The organism is Bacillus cereus group sp. BceL291, assembly GCF_051776705.1.
Taxonomy (GTDB): Bacteria; Bacillota; Bacilli; order Bacillales; family Bacillaceae_G; genus Bacillus_A; species Bacillus_A cereus.
Window position 1 is genome coordinate 26,279 of sequence record NZ_JBPWAP010000041.1, and the last position, 23,654, is coordinate 49,932.

Genomic DNA, 23,654 nt, shown 5'->3' on the forward strand with positions numbered 1-23,654 from the left:
CGATACTGCCTCGTGTGGAGTGTTATACCCCTCGTCCCTTTGGGGTTGCGAGAACACGATGAAGCACTAACTCGTGTAAATTTGATTGAATTGTATAGATTTAGTTAAGTTTATCGTATCGGAGAGAACAATGAACACATGGACACAAGTTTATGATCCATTCGGAAATATTTGGATTTCGGCAGCGGTCGCACTTATTCCGATTATCTTTTTTTTCTTAGCTTTAGCAGTTTTCCGCATGAAGGGGTATGTGGCAGGATTTATTACAGTTGTACTTACAGTTTTAGTAGCGTTATTCGCTTATAAAATGCCGTTCACGATGGCAATGGCAGCAACCGGGTACGGTTTTTTGTACGGGTTATGGCCAATTGCTTGGATTATCATTATGTCCGTATTTTTATATAAAATTTCTGTAAAAACAGGTCAATTTGATGTGATTCGTGCATCGGTATTATCGATTACGAACGATCATCGTCTACTCGTTATTTTAATTGGATTTTCATTTGGAGCATTTTTAGAAGGAGCAGCAGGATTTGGGGCACCAGTAGCGATTACAGCAGCGCTTCTTGCGGGTCTTGGGTTAAATCCTTTATACGCAGCAGGTCTTTGTTTGATTGCAAATACTGCACCAGTGGCGTTCGGAGCGATGGGAATTCCGATTACAGTTGCTGGACAAGTAACAGGTATTGATCCACATAAAATTGGACAAATGGCTGGGCATCAATTACCGTTCCTATCATTATTTGTTCCATTCTTTATCGTATTTTTAATGGATGGATTTAAAGGTATAAGACAAACGTGGCCTGCGTTACTTGTAGCGGGCAGTTCATTTGCGATTACGCAGTTCATTACAGCGACATTTTTAGGACCGGAACTTCCGGATATTACATCGGCACTTGTAAGTTTAATTAGTTTAGCGCTGTTCTTAAAAGTTTGGCAGCCGAAAGAAATTTATCAATCCGGGCAAGCAAATAGTGAAGTAGCAGTAACAACGACAGCGGCATCGATGCCGAAATTAACGTTTGGAAAAGTAGTGAAAGCATGGTCTCCATTTATCGTATTAACGGTTATGGTAGTCATTTGGAGCCAAAGTTTCTTTAAGGCATTATTCGCTCCAGGAGGGGCTTTAGAAAGTCTTGTATTTAAGTTTGAAATTCCAGGTCTGCATAATTTAGTAATGAAAGCAGAGCCAATTGTAAATAAACCAACGCCTTACGAGGCAATTTTGAAGTTTGATGTATTATCGGCAACTGGAACAGCGATTTTAATTGCTTGTATCATTTCCATGTTTATTTTGAAAATGAATGTAAAAGATGCAGTAGTGACATTTAAAGAAACGTTAAGCGAATTAAAGATGCCAATTCTATCTATCGGATTCGTACTAGGGTTTGCATTTATCGCAAACTATTCTGGTCTATCTTCTACGCTAGCGTTAGCATTAGCCGGAACTGGCGGACTATTCCCGTTCTTCTCACCATTCTTAGGCTGGATTGGCGTATTCCTAACAGGGTCTGATACGTCTGCGAATGCACTGTTCTCAAATTTACAAGCCATTACAGCGCAGCAAGTCGGCGTATCTGAAGTGCTTCTTGTTGCAGCAAATACAACAGGCGGTGTAACAGGGAAAATGATTTCCCCGCAGTCGATTGCGATCGCTTGTGCGGCGGTTGGTCTTGCTGGAAAAGAATCGGATTTGTTCCGTTTTACAGTGAAGCATAGCTTATTCTTCGTAATTATTGTTGGTATTATGACGTATGTGCAAGCGTATTATTTAACGCGGATGATTCCGTAAAGAGCAAAAGAAATAAACTTTTCATTTTTCAGATTATCGTGTATGATGGGAAAGTATTGAAAATTAAATCAGTGATAAACTAGGGGTGCCTAACGTATGCGTAGGCTGAGAGAGAAGCGCGTGAACTTCTTAACCCTTTGGACCTGATCTGGCTCGTACCAGCGTAGGGAAGTTAACGGCTTTACATAATGATGTCTTTATGAGCCAGGTCCTTATTTTTTTATGGACCTGGCTCTTTTTATTTTGGCATGCGCTGGCCATATCTTGTCCTTGTCACGAACAGGGGGGCAACAAAATTTATGAAACAATCTGTTTCAGCTGAGCAAATTGAATTGAAGTCGAGTTTACCAGGGAGTAAGAAAGTATATGTGGATGGACCACGAGAAGGTATGAAAGTGCCGATGCGTGAGATTGAACAAAGCGAAACGAATGGCGTTCCAAATCCACCAATCCGTGTGTATGATACGAGCGGTCCTTATACAGATCCTGCGTATAAGGTCGAGTTGGAAAAAGGAATTCCAACGCCGCGCCACTCTTGGATTATGGGGCGTGGTGATGTAGAAGCATACGAAGGGCGTGAAGTGAAACCAGAGGATGACGGTGTGAAAGTAGCTTCGAAGCATACACCTGTTTTCCCGCAAATGGATCGCCAGCCACTTAGAGCAAAGCAAGGTGCAAATGTTACGCAAATGCACTATGCACGTAATGGCATTATTACGTCTGAGATGGAATACGTTGCGATTCGTGAAGGGGTAGAGCCGGAGTTTGTTCGTAAGGAAATCGCAGAAGGCCGCGCTATTTTACCAGCGAATATTAATCATCCAGAAGCTGAACCGATGATCATCGGGCGTAATTTCCATGTGAAGGTAAACGCCAATATCGGAAACTCAGCTGTATCTTCTTCGATTGCAGAAGAAGTAGAGAAGATGACATGGGCAACGCGCTGGGGTGCAGATACGATTATGGATTTATCTACAGGTAAAAATATTCATACGACGCGTGAGTGGATTATTCGTAACGCGCCTGTACCAGTTGGAACTGTACCGATCTATCAAGCGCTGGAAAAAGTAAACGGAATTGCAGAAGATTTAACGTGGGAAGTATATCGTGATACGTTAATTGAGCAGGCGGAGCAAGGCGTTGATTACTTTACGATTCACGCTGGTGTATTGCTTCGTTATATTCCAATCACGGCAAAGCGTACGACAGGTATCGTTTCGCGCGGTGGTTCGATTATGGCACAGTGGTGTTTATTCCATCATAAAGAAAACTTCCTATATACTCACTTTGAAGAGATTTGTGAAATTATGAAGCAGTATGATGTTTCGTTCTCTCTTGGAGATGGATTACGTCCAGGGTCTATTGCAGATGCAAATGACGAAGCACAGTTTTCTGAGCTTGAAACACTTGGTGAATTAACAAAAATTGCTTGGAAACATGATGTGCAAGTTATGATTGAAGGACCTGGACACGTACCGATGCACTTAATTAAAGAGAATATGGAGAAAGAGCTTGATATTTGTCAGGGCGCGCCGTTTTACACACTTGGGCCACTAACGACAGATATTGCACCAGGTTATGACCATATTACATCTGCAATTGGAGCTGCGATGATTGGCTGGTTTGGAACAGCGATGCTTTGTTATGTAACGCCTAAAGAACATTTAGGTTTGCCAAACAAAGATGATGTACGCACGGGTGTTATTACGTACAAAATTGCAGCGCATGCGGCTGATCTTGCGAAAGGACATAAAACGGCTCATCAGCGTGATGATGCACTTTCAAAAGCACGCTTCGAATTCCGTTGGCGCGATCAATTTAATTTATCTTTAGATCCTGAACGTGCGATGGAATATCATGATGAAACGTTGCCTGCAGAAGGGGCAAAGACAGCTCACTTCTGTTCAATGTGTGGACCGAAGTTTTGTAGTATGAGAATTTCACATGATATTCGTGAATATGCAAAAGAAAATGATTTAGAAACGACAGAAGCAATTGAAAAAGGAATGAAAGAGAAAGCAGAAGAATTTAAAGAAGCTGGTAGTCATTTATATCAATAACATGTTACACCTCTTTACTTAATTGATCACACTGTAGTACCTAACTTTATTATAGAAGAAGCCCCATTTGCTAAGACGGTAGCAAATGGGGCTTCTGTTGTTTATAAGGCGAAGAAGAGATGTACCCAGTAGAATAAGAGGAATAGTGTGACGACTGTTGTGAGCGGGATAACGATAAGGGATACACTTAAATAGTCTTTCCATTTTACTTTAATTTTGTTTTGTTTCAGAATATACATCCAAATGAGTGAAGCTAGCGTACCAATTGGTAGTAATAGTGAACCGATGTCACTACCAATGATGTTTGCAAGATAGATAGTTTTTAATGTGACTGGATCTAGTCCCATTTCTGTTAATGTGATTGTACCAATCATAAGGGCAGGATGGTTATTGAAGACGTTAGAGAGGATGGATACAAGTCCGCCCATTGCAAAGCTAGCATAGAGTAGATGCTGATTCACAACTGGCTCGAGCCATTGTACAAGTGCAGCTGTTAATCCTGCGTTGTGTAGTCCGTAAATAATGACGTACATAGAGAAGGCGAAAATTAAAATGTGCCACGGTGTCTTTTTCAAAATGTCGACAGGATTTGTTCGTAAGTAGTACCATCTCCAAATGAGCAGAACGAGTGAACCAAGTACCGCAACGATTTCAATTGGGATGGATAAGAAGGATGCAACGAATAGAAGACAGCGCATAAGGAAGACGAAACCTAATACTTTTAACATGAATCTTGTCCGTTTTTGTTTCGTATCAACAGAATTATTTCCTTTTAATGGATGGAAGTTTTTCGTGAAGAAAATTTCTTCAATATCATATGAAGAAACAGGTAATTTTTTCGGAAGTTTTTTCTTCAAAACTGTATACATGAGCCATGACATAAATAATAAGCCTAATGTTGCAGGTACAAACATCATAGCGGTATGCATATAAAGAGTCATATGGACGATGTTTAATGCGATTAAATTTACGATATTACTTACACCAATTGGTGCACTAGATGCCGTAGCGATTAAAGCACCACTTAATAAATAAGGAATTTGTTGATGTGGTTTTAATTGAAGGTTTTTTAGAAGAAGAATTAAAATTGGAGTTGTAATTAAAATACTACCGTCGTTATTAAATAAAAGAGTCATAAGAAAACATAATAATTGAATATACCAGTATAAACGGCGCCCAGAACCCTTTGCTAAATTTGCTAGTTTCGCTGCGGACCAATGGAAGAAGCCGAAGCTTTCTAATATAACTGCCATAACAATAGTTGCTAATATTGTTATGGAGGCACCGCCAATTTTACTTATAATATCCATGATGTCTGGTTTTGATACAAGTCCAGTAATTATGATGATACCAGCTCCGATTGCTGCTGGCCAAGCCTCATTTAAGCCGCGGGGTCGCCAAAAGATAACGATCATCGTTAAGAAAAATACAATAATAGTAATCCATATTTCAATGCTCATATTTTGCCTACCTTTCTATTTTCCCTTGAACAGATGTAGCTTGTCTCAAGTTTATATTGGTAGTATATTCAGCAAAAAATAAGAAGAACTAGACGTATAACGAGATGAACCGAATATGTGTTTTTCATGCTAAAGGACAGGTGTCACGAATAGTGAAATAACTATTATGGGAGGAGTCTATAAATTATTGGGGCAGTAAGATAGTAAATGAAATTTATATGGGCGATTATTGAGATGTATTGGCGCAAGTTAAAATATATCAGCGATTATTGAGATATATCGGCGCAAGTTAAAATATATCAGCGATTATTGAAATATATCGGCGCAACTCAAAATATATCAGCGATTTTTAAAATATATCGACTTATCGACAAAACACGACAAAAGGAGTCTATCCCAAAATGCCTTTTGGAACAGACTCCAATGCTATATTATTTTTCCTTCAAAAAAGTACGATCCTTCAAGAATAAGTTCCAGAAGAAAATAAATCCTGGTAATAAAATTGCAATCCCAATTGCGTATAGAATGAGCAGTGCATAGAACGTTTCTTTCGTTGTAAAGCTTGTAAATACAGTTACGTCAGGATAAATAATATACGGTAAATGCGCGACCCCGTAAGCATAGCTTGCAAATGCATATTGAGCGACGACAGCTAAAACGGCAATGCGAGGGTATCCTAGTGTATTGTACTTTTTGTTTGTCCACCAAAGGGACGAGTATCCGATAACGAATAAAACAATAGAAACTGTAAACCACGGGAATTGCTTTATTAATCCTTGCATAACCCAATGTGTTTCTGGATCCATTACAACGAGGGCAATAATTGCCGTAACGAGCGTTGCAGGACCAAGGATGATAGCATTTCTTCTATAAATTCTATACGTATCTTCTGAACTTTGTTCTCTCGAAAAATCAGCAAGAAAGAGAGAGGAGAGAAATAGTTCAGAAGTTAGTCCGAAGAGCATATAACAGTAGATAACTGGGCTAGAAAGAAGTTTTCCATATAGGAGTACTTCCTTTCCTTCAGACATTGTAATATAGGCTCCCTCTGTAACGGGTAAAACGGTAATTAATAGTGCTGGAATTAATAGACCAGTAATACCTGAAATAACCCGAAGAAGGTATTGGTATTTTGGCAAGGAGTAAGCAAATACCATAAATGTACTACGTACTGCAATGAGCACTAAAATTAACATAACTGGTACGAACATTACTGTCGCAAGAGTAAAGGCCGCTTTCGGAAAGAAGCCGAGAAATGCGACAACGACGAAAACGAGAAACGTATTTGTTACTTCCCAAGTTGGTGATAAGTACCGATTCGCAAGTTTAGCAGCGAGCGTCGGATGTTTTGCGTATACCATGCCCCAAAAACCAGCGCCAAAATCAATGGACCCTAGTATACTGTATACGAAAATAAGGGCCCATAAGATGATGATTGCAATACTTTCCTCATACATGAGAATCGCCTCCTTGGTGTTGTAAATCATTCTTTAATGGATGTCTTCTAAAGAATGTCCGTAGAACAATGACTGTTAAAATAGCGAGTCCAATATACAAAATGATGAACAAAACAAATAAAGGACCGACGAAATCAGCGCGTGTAGATGCATCGACGGTACGTTGCATACCATAAATTGTCCATGGTTGACGACCGCTACAACTGAAAATCCATCCGAATTCAATACCGAGCATCATAATTGGTCCGCATGCGGCAGCCCCCCAAAGTAGCCACTTCGGTAGTTCTGTTCCCTTTTTTCGGTACACGAAATACCAATATAAGAGTGCAATTGTTGCAACAGCAAAGGTAAACGCAGCAGTTCCTACCATTAAGTTGAATAGTGTATGTGTATAAAATGGTGGCCATGTTTCTTGTGGGAATTCGTTTAGTCCTTTTACGACAGTGCTAGGGTCTAGTCCCACTAATAAGCTAAGCATGTTTGGAATTTCAAGTGCATAGTTTAGTTCAAGTGTATTAGGATCCACAACTCCGCCAATGGATAGCGGTGCGTGTGATGTCGTTTCAAATAAAGCTTCAGCAGATGCAAGTTTTTCAGGTGAGTGTTTATGTAAGGCAATCGCTGATTCATGTCCTGAAAGCCACATCGTAGCGCCTGTAATAAATGTAACGACAAGCCCTAATAGCAGCCCTTTTTTATGATAAGCAATTTCACGTGTACTTAAATTTTTCTTCAATAATTTAAATCCAGCAATAGAAGCAATGACAGCCGAACCGGTTGCATAAGCCGTAATAACGACATGAAATGCACTTGTGCCAAAACTTGGATTAAAGAAAGCTTTCCAAGGATCAACGTTAAAAACAGATCCATCTGGATTCATTGAAAAGCCTGCTGGTGTATTCATCCATGTATTTGCTGATGTAATAAGCACGGCGGATGCCGTGGCACCAAGCATGACGAAAAATAGCGAGATTAATCTCATAAATGGAGGAAGTTTATCAGCTGCATATACGTAAATCGACATGAATAAAGCCTCCAAAAAGAAGGCGAAAATCTCAATTTGGAAGGGAACAGAAATAACTTGCCCAACAATTTTGGCGAAACCAGGCCAAAGAAGTGAGATTTGCACACCAACAATTGTTCCAGTTGGAATTGCTACACCGAGAAGAATAGCAAACGCCTTTGTCCATCTTTTCGCCATAATGGCATAGTCGGAGTCTTTCTTCCAGTGATAGAGTATTTCGCTTATAAAAATCATCAATGAAAGTCCGACGCCAAGTGTTGCAAAAATAATGTGGAATGCTAATGAAGAACCAAAAAATGCTCTTGCTAATGTTACCGTATCCATATGTAAACTCCTCTTCTTTTTTGCCATTATTTTCTGATTGAATTGGAAGATTTATTCAAAAAAACTACCAAAAATATATATGTATTTAAAAAGTGAATATGATAATATAATGTTGTAATATTTTGAATAGAAAGAAATAAATAGTTTCTCATGTTTTGTTTGTTTTTTTTACAGGAATCTTTTATAATCTTTTATGCGAACATAAGTTCTATTTTTAGAAAAGAAGAAGTTTATGTGAAATGGAGAGGGTGTTTTATGTATCCTGAAGTCATTAAAAAGATGGCATTTTCAAAAGAGCATAGAGATTTATTATTGAAGCTATATAATAAAGAGATTACACGTCGTGAATATGATCGGCTTGTACAATCGCTATATAAACCTTCTAAAGAGGTTTACGAGGGATAGAAATGGGGGAGACAATCTAGTGGATTGTCTTTTTTAAATTTATGTATGTTCTGATAAAATTAAGGTTAGCCTTACTAGGGAGGTGAAAAGATTGCGGAAACGTTTATATATAGGGATTGGAGTTATCTTCTTAATCGCTTTAGGTGGAATTGTATTTTGGTCAGCTTTACAAGGAAACCGTACAGAAAATTTTATTTTAAGACATATGGTGAATGACAATGGAACTCTTGCCACGTATCGTTTAGTAGATACTAAGGCAGGTACGGGTGAAGCCAAGGGACGTGAAGCTTTATCAGAATCAGCGGGATTATGGTTACAATATACACTTGATAAAGATGATCAGGCGTTATTTGATGAGCAAGTAAAGGTTATTCAAGATAATTTCGTATATAAGAATCATATCGTTTTATGGAAACTCTCTGAAAAGGGAGAGAGGCAGTCAGCTACAAATGCACTTATAGATGATCTTCGTATTATAGAACAATTATATCGTGCTTATGAAATGTATAAGGAAGAGCGTTATAAAAACCTTGCCGATCAATTAAGTGATGCTGTACTTCGTTATAATAAAAAAGATAATTATTATGTTGATTATTATGATGCAGATGCAGGGAAACAAAATAATTTTGTAACAACATCATACATAAATCCACGTGCATTCTCCTATATGAAGAAGTACGACAAAGTTTCTGCTCAGCAATATCAGGAAGTCGTTCAATTTTTAGCGGACTATCCAAGGCATGGCTGGGCATTCCCGAAAGAGTATAAAGAAGATGGTACATTTACGTACGATAAAGAAGTGAATCTTATTGACCAATCATACGTTGCATATCATCGAAGTTTAGGTGGTCTTTCATCAACTGCTTATTTGGAATTTATAAAGAAGAAATTCCAGGAGGATGGAAAGCTATACGGTCGTTACAATTTAGAAACGGGAAAACAAACTGTGAATTATGAATCGCCAGCCGCATACGGATTAACGATTTTGTACGTACTACAAACAGGTGATAAAAAGTTTGCGAAAGAATTGTATGATCATATGGCCACATTCCGAAATGATAACGTATTTAGTAGATATTATGGTGGATATGTAACAGGTGAAAATAATAATACGCATATTTTTGATAATGTACTACCACTTTTAGCTGAAATGGAATTAAAAAAGAGTGAACAATAAAAGTTGCCACCATATGAGGGTGGCAACTTTTATTTGTTGATATAATTTTACGTCCTAATGTTGGAGAAGTAATCAATCACGAATTCACGGAATTGCTGAGCTGTTTTTGATAAGTAGCGTTTTTTTGACCAACTTAATCCGATGGTTCGCTGACAATTGGGTTCAATAATACGCAACTTGCTTGATGCTAAAGTAGAGTTTTTTAATAAAGTTAAACTTGGAACAAAAGCGATGCCGAGACCTTGCTTAATGAGGTCGCTAATCACGGTCGGTTCATCTACTTCAAAAGCAATATGCGGAGTGAAACCAGCTTCTTTGCAAAATTCATCCGTTAAGTGTCGAAATCCATAGCCAGTGTTCATACTAATAAACGGTTCGTTTTTTACTTCATGCAGGTGGATATTTTTTCGGCCTGATAAACGATGGCCTGAAGGGACGACTAAGAAAATTTCTTCTGTAATAAGTGGTTCCCAAACAATCTCCTCACCTTCAATTGGCACAGAGGAGATACAAAAGTCAATTTCTATATTATCTAGTTGTCGTTTCATAGAAGGAGTGGATGCAAGAAATTGTTGGAATCGAACGTTAGGATGTTCTAGTAAAAAAGAGCCAAGTAGTTCTGGTAATATTCTTGGAATAGAAACGGCCAGTGTAATAGAGCTTTGTTGTAATTCGGCTAAATCTTTAATTTCTCGTTGCCCTTCACTTAATTCATGAAAAATACGTTCTACTCGTTTTAAAAATACTTTTCCGAAAGAATTTAAAGTAATCTGTCGGCCTTGGCGATCAAATAAAGGGACTCCTAAATCCTTTTCGAGTCTAGCAATTGTTTTGCTGAGTGAAGGTTGCGCGATATGCAATTCTTCAGCTGCCTTTGTCATGTGTTCTAGTCGTGCAACTGTCTGAAAGTATTTTAACTGGAGCAGTTCCATTTCGAGTCTCCTTTCTATAGACCAAAAGGAATGAATTAATAATTAAAGATGTATTATACAGTATGTAAAGTGACGTGTATAGTAAATCTGTTAAACCATTCGAAGGGTGTTAAATTAGAAGAGGAGTATGTTTCATGAAGGGAATTAAACTTATATTTAAAGATTGGAAAGCGATGTGGCACCATAAACATGGACGTATCGCTTTAATTTTTTTATTAATCGTTCCGTTAATTTATTCAGGATTCTTTTTAGCTGGATATTGGGATCCGTACGGAAAATTAGATAAATTACCTGTTGCGATTGTGAATTTAGATAAGGGCGCTGCGATGGATGAAAAAACAATTCATGCAGGAGACGATTTTGTTAAAAATTTAAAAGAGAATAAGGAATTGGCTTTTCATTTCGTATCAGAAAAAAATGCGGATGAAGGGTTAAAAGAAGATAAATATTATATGGTTGTTACGATTCCGGAAGATTTCTCTAAAAAGGTAAGTACACTTATGAATGAGAAACCAGAGCCAGCAAAGTTGCAGTACAAAGTAAATCCAGGTAAAAACTTTGTAGCGGCTCAAATTGGAACGACAGCTGTTGAAAATATGAAAACAAAAATCTCAAACAGTATTACGAAATCATATACAGAAGGTGTTTTTTCAAAGTTTCAAGATTTGGCACAAGGGTTGAGTGATGCAAGTAATGGTGCTGAGAAGTTACATGAAGGAACGACCGATGCAAAAAATGGAGCAAGTCAGCTTGCGAATGGTATTGATCGTTTAAGTGATGGGACATCGAAATTGAAAGAAGGAACTGAAAAGCTTGCATCCAGTCAATCTGCTTTAACCGGGGGAGCAAATGAGCTGAGTCAAGGAGCGACATCACTTCATAGTGGTATGGAGTTATTAGCACAAGGTGAAAAAACGTTACAATCAGGAATTAGTGAATTAAGTGCTGGTACAAATGAATGGGTGAATGGAAATGAAAAACTTGCTGAAGGGCAAGCGAAAGCGGACAATGCGGCAAATAGTGTAAAACAACAATTAGAAGAGTACGTGAAAAATCATCCAGAAGTGCAGCAAGATCCAGCTTTTCAAAAAATTGTTGCTACGTCTAATGGACTAGCTAAAGCAACAAGTACTTTAAATAATAGCCAACAACAATTGACACAAGGTGCGAAGAAGCTTACTGATGGTCAACATAAGATTGAAGAAGGCATGAATACATTCGGATTTAAGTTAAATGAAGCTACTGCTGGAACGAAAAAGATAGCAGATGGTGCATCGAATTTGGCTGATGGATTTATGAAGTGGGGAAATGGCTTTACATCCCTGCAAGAAGGTGTAAATCAGCTTGCGAGTGGTGGAACGGAGCTGAATAACGGTGCTAGTAAATTAACAAATGGACTTGTTAAACTTGATGATGGTGCGAAAGAACTTTCTACGAAATTAGGAGAGGGCGCAGAGAAGATAGCGGATGTTCGTAATGATGATGCACGCAATACGATGTTCTCAGAGCCAGTTCAGTTAGTGAAGTCAACAGTTTCTGACGTTCCTAACTACGGTTCAGGCATTGCACCATATTTCTTATCACTTGCATTTTATGTTGGCGGAATTATGGCATCGAATATTTTACCTCTTGGCCGCAGACAAAACATGAAGGTAAGCGGAACGGTACATTTTATCAATAAACTAGGATTGGTATATTTAATTGGACTCATTCAAGCGCTACTCGTAGATGTAGTTGTGCTAGGTGTTATGAAATTAGAAGTCGCAAGTGTGCCACTCTTTGTTTTATCAAGTATTGTTATTTCCTTTACGTTTATGACATTTATTCTTATGCTAGTAACAGTATTTGGTCTTGTTGGAAAGTTCTTAGCGGTAACGCTTCTTGTCCTGCAATTAGCGACGAGCGGAGGTACTTTCCCAGGAGAATTAAACATAGCTGTTCTTAGCAAAATTGGACAGTTTCTCCCAATGTCTCATTCTCTTAGAGGATTACAAGATGTTATTTCTTTAGGAGATTGGTCGCAATTACAAATGCAAATTTTAATATTGTTATGTTATCTCGTTGTTGCCGGTGGAATTGCTTGGATCACGAGTCATATACAGCATAGAGAAACGAATGCAGAACAAGTTTCTTAAAATGAAATAAGCTATCCGATTTTTTCGGATAGCTTATTTTTTATTTGCGTTCCATTACTGCAAAGTAATTATTTTCATTATCAGCAAAGTTGAATGCTCTACCAGTAGGTAAATCTACAACCTGTCCAACTGTGACATTTTTCTCAGAAAGATCTTTATATAGACGGTCTAAGTCATTTGAGAAGAACATAAGTGAAGGCGTATTTAGGTTTAGTTCAGGTTGCATCTTCGCGATTAACGCTTTATCGTGAAGGACGATGCTTGTTCCTGCTTCTTTCGCCGGTGCAATTTCAATCCAGCGGAATCCGTTTCCGTTATTTTCTTCCGCAATGATTTGGAACCCTACTTTTTCTGTCCAAAATTGTACTGTTTCGTCTTGGTTATTTACATATAGCATAATTTGTCCAACTTGATTAATCATAGGTGTCTCTCGCTTTCTTTTTATATGCGTATTATTATATCAAATATATGGCTTGAATAGTTTTTTATGATTTTTTCGTAATACAACCTTCGTCCATTTCATCTTTGTTGTAGGAGAAGGCCCTGTAATCCAAGTATGAAATGGTATTGTGCTACAAATGACCATTGTTGAAATAGAGATAATGGCCGTTAACACAAATAGTAATAGGCTATATAATATAGTATTTTCTTGCAGTGTGAATAAGGAAAGAAGTTTTGTGCATAGTTGCAAGAAGAATAAATGAGCTAAATAAGCACCATACGTGTAATTACCAATGAAACGTAACGTTTTATATAAGAAACCACGACGCTGTACTATCATAATAGATAACACATACAGTATGATAATTTCGCATACGATATATAAAAACATAGATGGTTTTAAATAGGTAGAAACAGTTAAATGAATAGAGTTTGCTCCGTAAAAACTAAACAACTCATAATTGATGAATAAAAATAAGATGAAAAATAATATTGTTATAAGAGGGATATGTTTCATGACGAATAGACGCCAAGTTTTTAGTGCTACAGCGGCAATGCCGCCCATAACGAAATAGAATGAGTAGAATAGAAATGATCGATCTGTATAATGTAAAATTGTTGAACTTGTTAATTTTTCTCCATTAAAAATATAGTGAGAAGAGAACCACATTAATAGAAAATATAGGCAAGCGAAAAAGGTCATATATTTATATATGTCTTTTTTATTTTCTGTTCGTTTTTGAAACCAATAAAAAAGTGTGCATAGTAAAGGGAACAATAAGTGAATTTGGAACATCATAATAACGTACCAAAGATGGGGAGCGGCTGTTCCGAGTAATAAACTTTTTATTCCACTTTGTAACGTAATAAGATCATTTGTTGTTAATAAGTAAAGAATAGACCAAAAGAAATAAGGAATGAGTAAGTGTATCGCTTTTTCGGAAATATATTCTTTATATACTAATTGCTTTGTATAGTGACGAATTAAGTGAAATCCAACGATAAATATGAATGCTGGTGCTGAGAATTTTGCAAGATTAAATAGCATGCCCATAATGAGGGATTGCTCAAGTAAGACATTTCCTTGATTCATTGTATATAATAAAGAACTTTGCAAAACGACAGCGAGAAATGCAATGCTTTGCAAAACTTTAAATTCTGGTGCGCTTTGTGTCATTGTGTCCATCTCCTTTTCCATACATGATTATAGTACGGAGAATGGATAAGAGGTGTGGAATATTTGTGAAGGTTTTAACAAATTTGTGGCGGAATGGATTAACAACAAAGAAAGAGGATGCTCGTTTGGAGCATCCTCTTTCTATTTATTAAGCAAATTTGTTTTTGATCCAGTTCTTACCTTCTACAAGGCGAGCTGTCATTACGGCACAAGCGTTATCTGCTGTTACGTTTAACATCGTTGCAGGAGGATCAATGATTGTACTGATTGCTGCGATAATTGGCAATGCTTCTGGCGGGAAGCCATATAAAGAAACGATTAACATTTCACCAATCATACCGCCGCCTGGAATAGCGCCCATTACTGTTCCTACTAATAGAGAAACAACAAGTGCGATTGCTAATGTTTTCGGTCCTTCGAATTCCATGTTGAAAATACCGAATAAGAAAGCAATTTTTAATACGCCGCCTAAAACAGAGCCATCTTTATGAAGAGTAGAACCAAGAAGGACAACTGTTTCACGAACGTCTGAAGAAATACCCATTTTCTTTGTTGCTTCTAAGTTTGCTGGAATACTTGCGGCACTACTACAAGTTGCAAGTGATGTAACTGTAGGAGAGACCATGTTCTTCCAAAATACTTGTACACCTTGTTTGCGACCTGCAAGGTATGCATAGAATGTGAAGAATACAAAGAAATAAATGAGAGAAGCAGGATAGTATACCATTGCTGCTCGGAAGTAAGTTCCAAGAAGTTGTGGTCCGAATTCGCCAACTAATGCTGCGAAGTAAGCAGCAAGTCCGATTGGAGCGTAGTACATAATGAAAGATACAACCTTCATTGAAATCTCTGCACCAGCTTGTAGGAATGTAGCAAATGGCTTTCCTTTTTCGCCAACTGCTGAAGTTGCAATCCCCATTAAGATAGAGAAGAAAATAAGAGCTAACATATTTTCACGAGATAGTAACTTCGAGAAGTCAGATACTGTTAAAATACCGACGATTTGATCTGCAACACTAACAGCTTTGCCGGCTTTGTCAGGTTGTGTTAGTTCTAGTACAACACCTTGTGCTGGCGGGAATACTTTCACGACAATAATCATAAAAATAGCAGCCAAAATACTTGTAAATAAGAAAGTCCCAGCCATACTAGACATAATTTTACCGAAACGTTTTAATCCATCCATATTAGCAATAGACGATGCGATGCTAAAGAACACTAGAGGTACAACAATCGTAAACATTAAGTTTAAGAAAATGTCACCAAGCGGCTTTAAAGCAACTGCATCGGCACCCATGAAATAACCAATGAAACCACCAATTAGGATAGAAGATAACAAAATAAGTGGAAAGCGATATGCCTTCATAAATATATCCTCCTATCAATTAAAAAAATCATACTGAATTATTATAGCGAGTTAGCGTCCTCTTTACTAGGAGAATACGGATAAATGGAATAGCGTGAAAACGAAGAAATTTTTGTTTTTAAGCTCGGCATACAGCAGGAAATCTAGACATATATATTTGTAACCTAGTGGTGGCGAGGGATGCACCATAACTTAGGTAGAGAAAAAGGGGGAGGGAAGCGGGATGAATATTTTACTTTGCTGTGCAGCGGGAATGTCTTCCAGTTTGATTGTTACAAAGATGGAGAAAGCAGCAGAGGCAAGAGGGATAGAAGTAACAATCTGGGCAGTATCAGGTTCTGAAGTGAATAGTCATATTGATAAAGCTGATGTCCTTTTACTTGGACCGCAAGTACGTTATTTATTACCGAAAATGAAAGAACTATGTAAGGATAAAGGGATACCTGTTGATGTCATTCAATCTGTTCATTACGGACTTTGTAATGGAGAAGCTATCTTGCAAGCAGCTTTGTTAATGAAACCATGAGGAGAGTGGGATAGATGATACGGTTTTTAGAGAAGTATGTGATGCCGGTAGCAGGGAAGGTTGCAGAGCAGAGGCATTTACAAGCAATTCGAGATGGAATTATTTTAACGATGCCTTTCTTAATTATTGGATCGTTTTTCCTCATTATTAGTGCACTGCCGATACCGGGATATAATGATTTTATGGCAGGTTTGTTTGGGGAGAATTGGCAGCGAGCTTTAGGGTATCCAGTTAGTGCAACTTTTAATATAATGGCTTTAATAGCTGTTTTTGGAATCGCTTACAGACTTGGAGAGTATTATAAAGTAGATGCTTTAGCATCCGGGGCATTGTCGCTTGTGACGTTTTTACTTGCGACTCCATTTCAAGTTGCATATATTATACCAAGTACAAAAGAAAGTGTACTTGTAGAAGGCGCTATCCCAGCTGCATTAATGGGAAGCCAAGGGTTATTTGTAGCAATGATTATTGCACTTATATCTACTGAACTTTATCGGTTTATTGTACAAAAAAAGATAATTATAAAGATGCCAGAGACAGTTCCACCAGCTGTCACGCGTTCATTTGCAGCACTTGTTCCAGGATTTATTGTTGTAACAGTTATTTGGATTTTACGCTTAATTATAGAAAATACTTCTTTTGGCAGTATCCATAATATTGTAGGACAAATTTTACAGGAACCGCTTAGTGTACTTGGTGCTAGTCTTTGGGGCGCGATAATAGCAGTTATTCTCGTTCATGTTCTTTGGTCTTGTGGAATTCATGGTGCTACTATTGTTGGTGGTGTAATGAGCCCCGTTTGGTTGTCGTTAATGGATCAAAACCGAGTTGCTTTTCAAGCTGGGCAAGATGTACCAAATACGATTACGGCACAGTTTTTTGACTTATGGATTTATATGGGCGGTTCTGGTGCAACGCTTGCTCTAGTTGTCGGAATGTTACTATTTGCACGAAGTCAACAATTAAAAAGTTTAGGGAGATTGTCAATTGCACCTGGTATATTTAATATTAATGAGATGGTAACTTTTGGTATGCCGATTGTGATGAACCCACTTTTACTAATTCCATTTATATTAGTTCCAGTCGTGCTAACAATTGTTTCTTACTTTGCAATGGAATGGGGATGGGTTGCACGTCCGAGTGGGGCCGCTGTACCTTGGACGACACCTATTCTTTTTAGTGGATATTTAGGATCGGGCGGGAAAATTTCAGGTGTTATTTTGCAACTTGTTAACTTTGCGCTAGCATTCTTCATTTATTTACCGTTCTTAAAAATATGGGATAAACAAAAACTGGCGGAAGAAAAGGGGGAGTAAAGAACTACAATGGATACGATAGAGACGAAAGCTTTTCATTTAATCTTGCATGGGGGAAACGCGAGAAGTTGTTCAATGGAAGCAATTGATTGTGCGAAGCGTGGGGAGTTTACAGAAGCTGAAGCTAAATTACAAGAAGCACTAGAGGAATTAAAGGAGGCGCACCGCGTACAAACGGAGCTTATCCAGAAAGAGGCTGGTGGCGAAAAGACCGAAGTTACTCTTTTAATGGTACACGCGCAAGACCATTTAATGAATGCAATTACGGTGAAAGAATTAGCGAGTGAGTTTGTAGAGTTATATAGGAAGATGTCGGTGGATGAATGAACCTTGCTTATGCAAGGTTTTTTTATCTCGAATTAACGGGCAGTAAAACCCCACTAATTAAAGGTTCACTTTATGTATGTGCCTGTACCATCAGTGGAATGTTCATCCCACTGATGGTATTTACAATCCTCCTTTTTTCGGATGAGTAAGAGTTATAATTAATCGGCAGTAACAATTTCTCCTATACCACGAATTAATCTTTTTATATGCATCCGTTCCGGTTTTAATATATTTACGATATAATCAATCGCTATTTGTGGTTCAACGGTTGTAACGCAAGTATAACAGTCAATAGCTGCAAAATTTTGTTCCGGGTAAGTGTGAATGGAAAGATGGCTTTCTGATAATAACACTAATACAGTAACACCATATGGCTGGAACTCTTTTTTACTTACGTTTAAAACATGGGCACGAGAGTAATCTGCAGCTGTAACTAGATGGTATTCTAAAAAGTGCATATCATCTAATAGGGAAAAGTCCACTCCCCACAAATCTATTATTATATGCTTGCCAAAAGTAGAATATTCCATAGGGTAGCACTCCTTACTATAATATCGTCAAAACTTCATTTCCTGTTTGTAGCATTGATGTAGGGTAAGGTCCGCTTCTAAATTTAAAACGGCATTGTTACGGTGATCTAAATGTTCTTCTTTAAATTGAAATAAAGGAGCAAGAAGAGAAGGCAATGTTCGAGGAGTTGGTACTACATATAATTGCTCAATTTCATTGAGTACATAGGCAGAATTAGTAGCAAGATGAAATCCCCAGTCAGTTCCGAAAGAAGGAAATATCGTATGATAACTCTTCACAGTTAATCCAGCGTGTTCAATTGTATTACCGATACTCCAATATACTAGAGGTGCATCAGCAGGTGAATTAGATTGACAGACGAAAGCACCATCTTTTGTTAAGAATGTAGCTATACGAGCAAATAGTTCGCTTGTATATAAAGTACTTAACAACTCTGTCGCTGGGTCTGGAAAATCAATAATGATTACATCGTATAAAGATGAAGGTGAATTTAGAAATTCTTTTGCATCGCATACGTGCACGTTCACTCGATTATCAAAAAAAGCATTTTTGTTTAAAGATACTATTTCTGGAACATTACGTGCCATAGTAATCATCGCCTCGTCTAAATCAACAAGGTCTACATGTAGCACAGTTTCATATTTCAAAACTTCTCGTAAGGCAAGACCATCGCCACCACCTAATATGAGAACACGTTTTGGATCGATTACTTTTGACATAATCGGATGAACGAGTGCTTCATGATAAATTTGCTCATCGACGGAACTGAATTGTAGTTGCTTGTCCAAATATAAACGGATATCGCTAACTTGCAACAAAGCAATATTTTGATAATTACTTTGTTCTGCAAATAAACTCGTATGTTCACCAGCTTGTATTTCCTTTAGAGAAATTTCATCCCATATATCTAAGTTGTGTGAATCTGTGGGTACTATGACTACATTTTCCGATTGTACTTGATTATCTTACTTGTCTTGTTTGCCCTGCTTGTCTTGCTTATTTTCTACCTCCTGCTGTTCTAGTTCAAATTTGTTAGAGTCTAATTCAGAACGTTTGTCTTTTTTATAGCTTGTTATTCTATAAATCTTTATTTTGCTTTGTTTTCTATGTTTTGGCATAGGAATCCCCTTTCGAATTGTGTTATTCTATTCTATGTAATTTAGTAGAGTTTGCTTGGATTTGTGAATTTATGGTTATTTAGACTTAAGTGAAGAAGTTTTATTTTTGTCGGAATTTTTAGGTTTTTTGTGTATTCTTTATTTAACATCCTTAAATATATATAGTTGAATAATAAATTGAAATGGTAGAAAAATTAATAATAAATTTTAAAATAAGGTTTATAAATTAAGAATAATGAAGCGATAAATGAGGCTAAAGTTAAAAATTGAGGATTTTAATATAAAAGCATCTTGATATCTTGTTTTTAGTCTTAAAAAATTTTTTTATACTTTTAATTGATTTTTATTTTAAAATAAACCTTTTTGAGAGAGTGCTTATCTATACGAAGGGTAAAACGAAATTTATAATTACATCAAATATTAGAAAGAACATCTTTTGATGAATGATTTGTTAATGAGCTATCCATAACAAATTATTTTACTGTTATAGATAGCTCATTAATACTTTAATGGAATGGTTAATACACGATTTTGAATTCAAACTTGAAAGGGGAGATAAAGCAATTATTTCAAATTGAATCTAATTGTTTTATACTAATGAAACATTAGATTTAAAGTGAGAGAGATCGTTAATTGTGTGACTTGTTAATGTCACTACTTTCTGTTCACTTTCTCGATTGGTACCATATAGTCTATTGCAATACATATGGATACAGCTAAATACAATGTTTTCAAGGTTGTTGGAAAGAGTACCGTTATTTATTAATAAATCTAAAGTTTTTCGATAATTAATTATTCCTTCTTCTCTTTGAATAAGGAGTTCGTATAAAAAACAGTATTTTTTATTTTCTCTTAAATTCATCCAATTATTGTTATCGTTAGATAAATGCATCAATAATTTTCGAGAGTTTCTATAGTCTTTTCTGAACAGTTTATGTGAAGTATTGTTAGAAAGTAATTTGTTTTGTTCAGAAAGGGTGAAGTTAAAGCAACTTAAAAAGTGATGCAAAGTTATAACGCTGATTATAGATAAATCGAGTTCAGGTTGCAACTTAGTTACATCTAGAATTTGAGAGATAAATTTACTATCATGGTAGAAATAAGTTTCTGCTGCCTCTATGGCATTTGGCCCACCATACCGAATTACTTCAGGAGTATAAGAACATATATCAGTGGAGAAGATAATTTCCTTATTTTGTAGAAACTCCAGAAAATCATTCAATAAATCAAAGCGATTTGGAGATGATTTTGACCATAAAATTCTTAATCTTATATGTGGATTAGGATCTAGATATTTTATGAAGAAAAATTTTTCTATTATTCCCTCTTTTTGTAATCTCTCGATAAAAGGGTTGATGTATTTTATTAGTAGCTCGTTTTGTTTATATTCGGAAGTATACAGTTTTATATAACTCCATTTTCCTAAAGGATTATATTTTTTAGCTATATAGCTCTTGTTAGTTTGGATAGATATTTTAGGTAGTTTTATATTTTCTTTATCTTCACGTGAAAAGGGAATAACTATTTCATGTATTTTTAGATTTTTTTTTGAATTTAAAAGGAATGGTTCTATTTCAGTTAAGGAAACACTTGAATATTTTTTTAAATGCTTTTTTATTTTGTGCATTTCATGAAAATTGTTGATGTTTATTAATATCCTATTATCACCTATTAATAAATAGACTTGATTAGGAATTTTATAATCCTTTTTAATTTTTAATATAGAAGAGTGCAAAGCATGGATATCACTGTCTATTAAATAGTTAGATGGTATATTCCAAGTTTTAGGTGATAATATAATAGATTTATAGGTTATTCTAGGAGTATAAATTTGTGAATTTTTAATTTCTGAAATCACTTGTAACAAGGTAAATGATTTTGGTAAAGGATTAATCTTATATAAAAATTGATATAGGCTATGACATATATTTGGATTCATCATATGAGAGTTAGTGCAAATAATCTGTTTATTTAATTTTGATGATTTTAAATAAAATTTAGATTCCAAGGATAAGCCAACAACAATATCATTTAATTCTATGGTACTGCTTGGGTTTTTATTTGATGTAGTTGCAATAGGAAGTTCATAATCTAAAAAAGAATTTGTCTGAGATATATTAGCTATTCTGCTTTTTTCGGGAAAATAGGTTAATTCAGTTAATAGCGAATTTTGAGAATCGAAAAAATTTTTCTCTTCATCTATCATTAATTTTAAATTATCTTTATCGGTGCTGTTAAAATAGTTTAAAAATCGACCTGCCATTTTATTAGCTCTCATAGATCCAATATTGGGCATTAGCGAGAAGGCATAGTTTGTATTTTTATTGAAATCATTATTAATCATAAAATTAAGCTCGAAATTTAGAATATTAGATTCATTTTGATTGAGGTTTAATTGTTCAATCTCTTCGTCTATAAGGGAAATTTCATTATTTTCATTAAGATAACAGTTTATTATTTTATCGGTAACATATTGTTTTAAGTTATTATATTGTGGGTTATTTTTATCATATATGTCATATGATTCAGGGTAACCTAATCCTCTATTTTTATCAATTAGTTCTAGTAAAGGTATTTCACATTCAGTTCCATATTTTTCAACGAATTTATTCTTATATTCTTTTAGTGATACGGATTCTATGTCTTTAATATTAGTTTTATAAAGGAAATGTGCCAGTGAATTTAAGTCATTTAATTCTATTTTTATGGCCTCAGTATTTTTGGGCGAAAATGTTGTATCAACTTGTAAATAATTTTTTGATTCAACTATTTTTTTAAGGGTATTTACAATCTTTAGGTATATTTCTTCCCCCTCACCTATAATCGAATTATCATACTCGTTAAGTAATTTTTGAATGTAAAGAAGTTTTTTGTAATATAGCTCAGCGGTAGGAATAGCTTTTAATACATCAATTATATCTTCAAATATTGAATTTGATCCTATGCAAGGACGCAGATTAGTAATAAGTATTTCATCATTTATAAGTTTTCGTAAAAACGAAAAAATGACAGGAGGTTCCACCACACCGATAGAAATTTCTTTTAGATCTTTAAATAATTTATTAAAATTTGTAAAAGTCTTACAAGAATCAATTATATATTCTAGAATCTGGGTGTTTTTTAATGAAAGTGTAGTACTTCCATTTTTTTTTATATCTTCATATTTTTTTCCGTAATAACTCAAATATATATTATTTACATAATTAGATGTTTTGAAGATTGTGTTATTTATTTTTACATCCAGAAATAAAAGTATATCCCAATTGTCTTCTAAGTGTTTTGTAAATTCAAATAACCAATCCATATCAATTCTAGTATGCTTTTTTAGCTGAGATAAATCATTTGTTTCTAGTTTATGGAGGTTATTTATATTTTGTAAAGAGACACTTGATAGCAAGGCTAAAGGGGTAGCTCTTATAGACATTCTTTGTAAATAATTACTAAATGTGTTGATTATTTGTTCCTTGTTACCTTTATTATTTTTTATAATATTATAAAAGGCTAAGTTGGTTGTGAGTATAGCTTCTCGGATTATTGGATTTGAAAAAAGATCCAATATATCAGCATAACTATATTTTTTTTCTCCAATAACATTTACATTAGCTGAAAATAAAGGAGATCTAACTGTAACAGTATCTCCAATAGCAAAAGTTCCATTTTTCATTATAGATACCTCCATGTATGATATTTCGAGATGAATTTAGAATGATTTAACAGATTAATCAAATAAATTATAGCATGTCTGCTTTGTAAAAGTAAAAAAATATAAAATTATAGAATATATTTACAAAAAAAATAAATAGATATATTCTATAATTATAATGTAAGCGCATTCTGATAGAAAGTTTTTTCATATGTTTACAAAAAAGTAAAATATTGATAAAATAATTTTTATTACAGAATATTCTTAATAAACATTTTTATTGTTTGATTACTTAACTAAGTAAAATAAAAATTTTTAGTTTATTCCGCATTAAAGACCAACTATGAAAAGTCAAGGGGACATTTTCAAAAAATATTGCTAGAGGATTTTGAAAATAAATCCACTGGATTCGATAGGAAGTGGCTAAACGTCTTCATAAAGTA

At 35.6% G+C, this 23,654-nt stretch carries 17 protein-coding genes, 1 pseudogene and 1 riboswitch; of the genes and pseudogenes, 8 read left to right on the top strand and 10 right to left on the bottom strand.

Going from position 1 to position 23,654, the window contains the following annotated elements; translation table 11 throughout:
• The first annotated feature begins 130 nt into the window (after positions 1 to 130).
• A complete protein-coding gene (gene lldP, locus ACS2CR_RS22470) occupies positions 131 to 1,792 on the top strand; it encodes an L-lactate permease (RefSeq protein ID WP_153602647.1) in 1,662 nt (553 codons plus the stop codon).
• A gap of 71 nt (positions 1,793 to 1,863) precedes the next feature.
• Positions 1,864 to 1,979: riboswitch (TPP riboswitch) on the top strand.
• 112 nt (positions 1,980 to 2,091) lie between these two features.
• A complete protein-coding gene (thiC, locus tag ACS2CR_RS22475; RefSeq protein ID WP_000814479.1) occupies positions 2,092 to 3,852 on the top strand; it encodes a phosphomethylpyrimidine synthase ThiC in 1,761 nt (586 codons plus the stop codon).
• 101 nt (positions 3,853 to 3,953) lie between these two features.
• Here thiC and ACS2CR_RS22480 read toward each other — a convergent pair whose 3' ends face one another.
• From ACS2CR_RS22480 to cydA, 3 genes are all read right to left on the bottom strand, one after another.
• Positions 3,954 to 5,312, bottom strand: a complete 1,359-nt coding sequence (locus ACS2CR_RS22480) for an arsenic transporter (RefSeq protein WP_000021120.1) — start codon at positions 5,310 to 5,312, stop codon at positions 3,954 to 3,956.
• A 431-nt stretch (positions 5,313 to 5,743) separates the two neighbouring features.
• Positions 5,744 to 6,769, bottom strand: a complete 1,026-nt coding sequence (locus ACS2CR_RS22485) for a cytochrome d ubiquinol oxidase subunit II (protein WP_000272788.1) — start codon at positions 6,767 to 6,769, stop codon at positions 5,744 to 5,746.
• Positions 6,762 to 8,117: a cytochrome ubiquinol oxidase subunit I gene (cydA, locus tag ACS2CR_RS22490; protein WP_053513792.1), complete on the bottom strand. Its 1,356-nt coding sequence runs from the start codon at positions 8,115 to 8,117 to the stop codon at positions 6,762 to 6,764. Before cydA ends, ACS2CR_RS22485 begins: the two co-directional genes overlap by 8 nt.
• Before the next feature lie 255 nt (positions 8,118 to 8,372).
• On the opposite strand from cydA, the gene ACS2CR_RS22495 reads away from it, so the two are divergent.
• Positions 8,373 to 8,522 carry a hypothetical protein gene (locus ACS2CR_RS22495; protein ID WP_000283181.1) on the top strand — a complete coding sequence of 50 codons (150 nt, stop codon included), beginning with the start codon at positions 8,373 to 8,375 and terminating at the stop codon, positions 8,520 to 8,522.
• A 91-nt stretch (positions 8,523 to 8,613) separates the two neighbouring features.
• Positions 8,614 to 9,699 carry a hypothetical protein gene (locus ACS2CR_RS22500; protein WP_048568618.1) on the top strand — a complete coding sequence of 362 codons (1,086 nt, stop codon included), beginning with the start codon at positions 8,614 to 8,616 and terminating at the stop codon, positions 9,697 to 9,699.
• A 47-nt stretch (positions 9,700 to 9,746) separates the two neighbouring features.
• On the opposite strand, the gene ACS2CR_RS22505 is transcribed toward ACS2CR_RS22500, so the two are convergent.
• Entirely contained in the window at positions 9,747 to 10,631 is an 885-nt protein-coding gene (locus tag ACS2CR_RS22505; protein WP_000421940.1) for a LysR family transcriptional regulator, read from the bottom strand.
• 134 nt (positions 10,632 to 10,765) lie between these two features.
• Here ACS2CR_RS22505 and ACS2CR_RS22510 point away from each other — a divergent pair, with 134 nt between their 5' ends.
• Positions 10,766 to 12,766, top strand: coding sequence for a YhgE/Pip domain-containing protein (locus tag ACS2CR_RS22510; RefSeq protein WP_053513794.1), 2,001 nt, complete (start codon positions 10,766 to 10,768; stop codon positions 12,764 to 12,766).
• 40 nt (positions 12,767 to 12,806) lie between these two features.
• Here ACS2CR_RS22510 and ACS2CR_RS22515 read toward each other — a convergent pair whose 3' ends face one another.
• The 3 genes from ACS2CR_RS22515 to ACS2CR_RS22525 all read right to left on the bottom strand — a co-directional run bounded on the left by ACS2CR_RS22515 (position 12,807) and on the right by ACS2CR_RS22525 (position 15,750).
• Positions 12,807 to 13,187 (bottom strand): VOC family protein, encoded by a 381-nt coding sequence (locus tag ACS2CR_RS22515; RefSeq protein WP_000610162.1) that lies wholly within the window; start codon positions 13,185 to 13,187, stop codon positions 12,807 to 12,809.
• 39 nt (positions 13,188 to 13,226) lie between these two features.
• Positions 13,227 to 14,384 carry an acyltransferase gene (locus tag ACS2CR_RS22520; RefSeq protein WP_000194318.1) on the bottom strand — a complete coding sequence of 386 codons (1,158 nt, stop codon included), beginning with the start codon at positions 14,382 to 14,384 and terminating at the stop codon, positions 13,227 to 13,229.
• 148 nt (positions 14,385 to 14,532) lie between these two features.
• Entirely contained in the window at positions 14,533 to 15,750 is a 1,218-nt protein-coding gene (locus ACS2CR_RS22525) for a dicarboxylate/amino acid:cation symporter (RefSeq protein ID WP_000649376.1), read from the bottom strand.
• Between the two features lie 223 nt (positions 15,751 to 15,973).
• Between ACS2CR_RS22525 and ACS2CR_RS22530 the strand changes: the two genes are divergently transcribed.
• The 3 genes from ACS2CR_RS22530 to ACS2CR_RS22540 are packed head-to-tail and all read left to right on the top strand — an operon-like array spanning position 15,974 to position 17,919.
• Positions 15,974 to 16,276 (top strand): PTS sugar transporter subunit IIB, encoded by a 303-nt coding sequence (locus ACS2CR_RS22530; RefSeq protein WP_001023554.1) that lies wholly within the window; start codon positions 15,974 to 15,976, stop codon positions 16,274 to 16,276.
• 14 nt (positions 16,277 to 16,290) lie between these two features.
• Complete coding sequence (gene celB, locus ACS2CR_RS22535) at positions 16,291 to 17,592, top strand: PTS cellobiose transporter subunit IIC (protein WP_000617782.1); 1,302 nt, start codon at positions 16,291 to 16,293, stop codon at positions 17,590 to 17,592.
• Positions 17,593 to 17,601: 9 nt separating this feature from the next.
• Positions 17,602 to 17,919 (top strand): PTS lactose/cellobiose transporter subunit IIA, encoded by a 318-nt coding sequence (locus ACS2CR_RS22540; RefSeq protein WP_000379645.1) that lies wholly within the window; start codon positions 17,602 to 17,604, stop codon positions 17,917 to 17,919.
• Between the two features lie 158 nt (positions 17,920 to 18,077).
• Here ACS2CR_RS22540 and speD read toward each other — a convergent pair whose 3' ends face one another.
• The 3 genes and pseudogenes from speD to ACS2CR_RS22555 all read right to left on the bottom strand — a co-directional run bounded on the left by speD (position 18,078) and on the right by ACS2CR_RS22555 (position 23,232).
• Positions 18,078 to 18,449, bottom strand: a complete 372-nt coding sequence (gene speD, locus ACS2CR_RS22545; protein WP_053513796.1) for an adenosylmethionine decarboxylase — start codon at positions 18,447 to 18,449, stop codon at positions 18,078 to 18,080.
• A 27-nt stretch (positions 18,450 to 18,476) separates the two neighbouring features.
• A pseudogene (locus tag ACS2CR_RS22550) lies at positions 18,477 to 19,568 on the bottom strand (polyamine aminopropyltransferase).
• Positions 19,569 to 20,157: 589 nt separating this feature from the next.
• Positions 20,158 to 23,232, bottom strand: coding sequence for a lantibiotic dehydratase (locus ACS2CR_RS22555; protein ID WP_000788472.1), 3,075 nt, complete (start codon positions 23,230 to 23,232; stop codon positions 20,158 to 20,160).
• Positions 23,233 to 23,654: the final 422 nt, after the last annotated feature.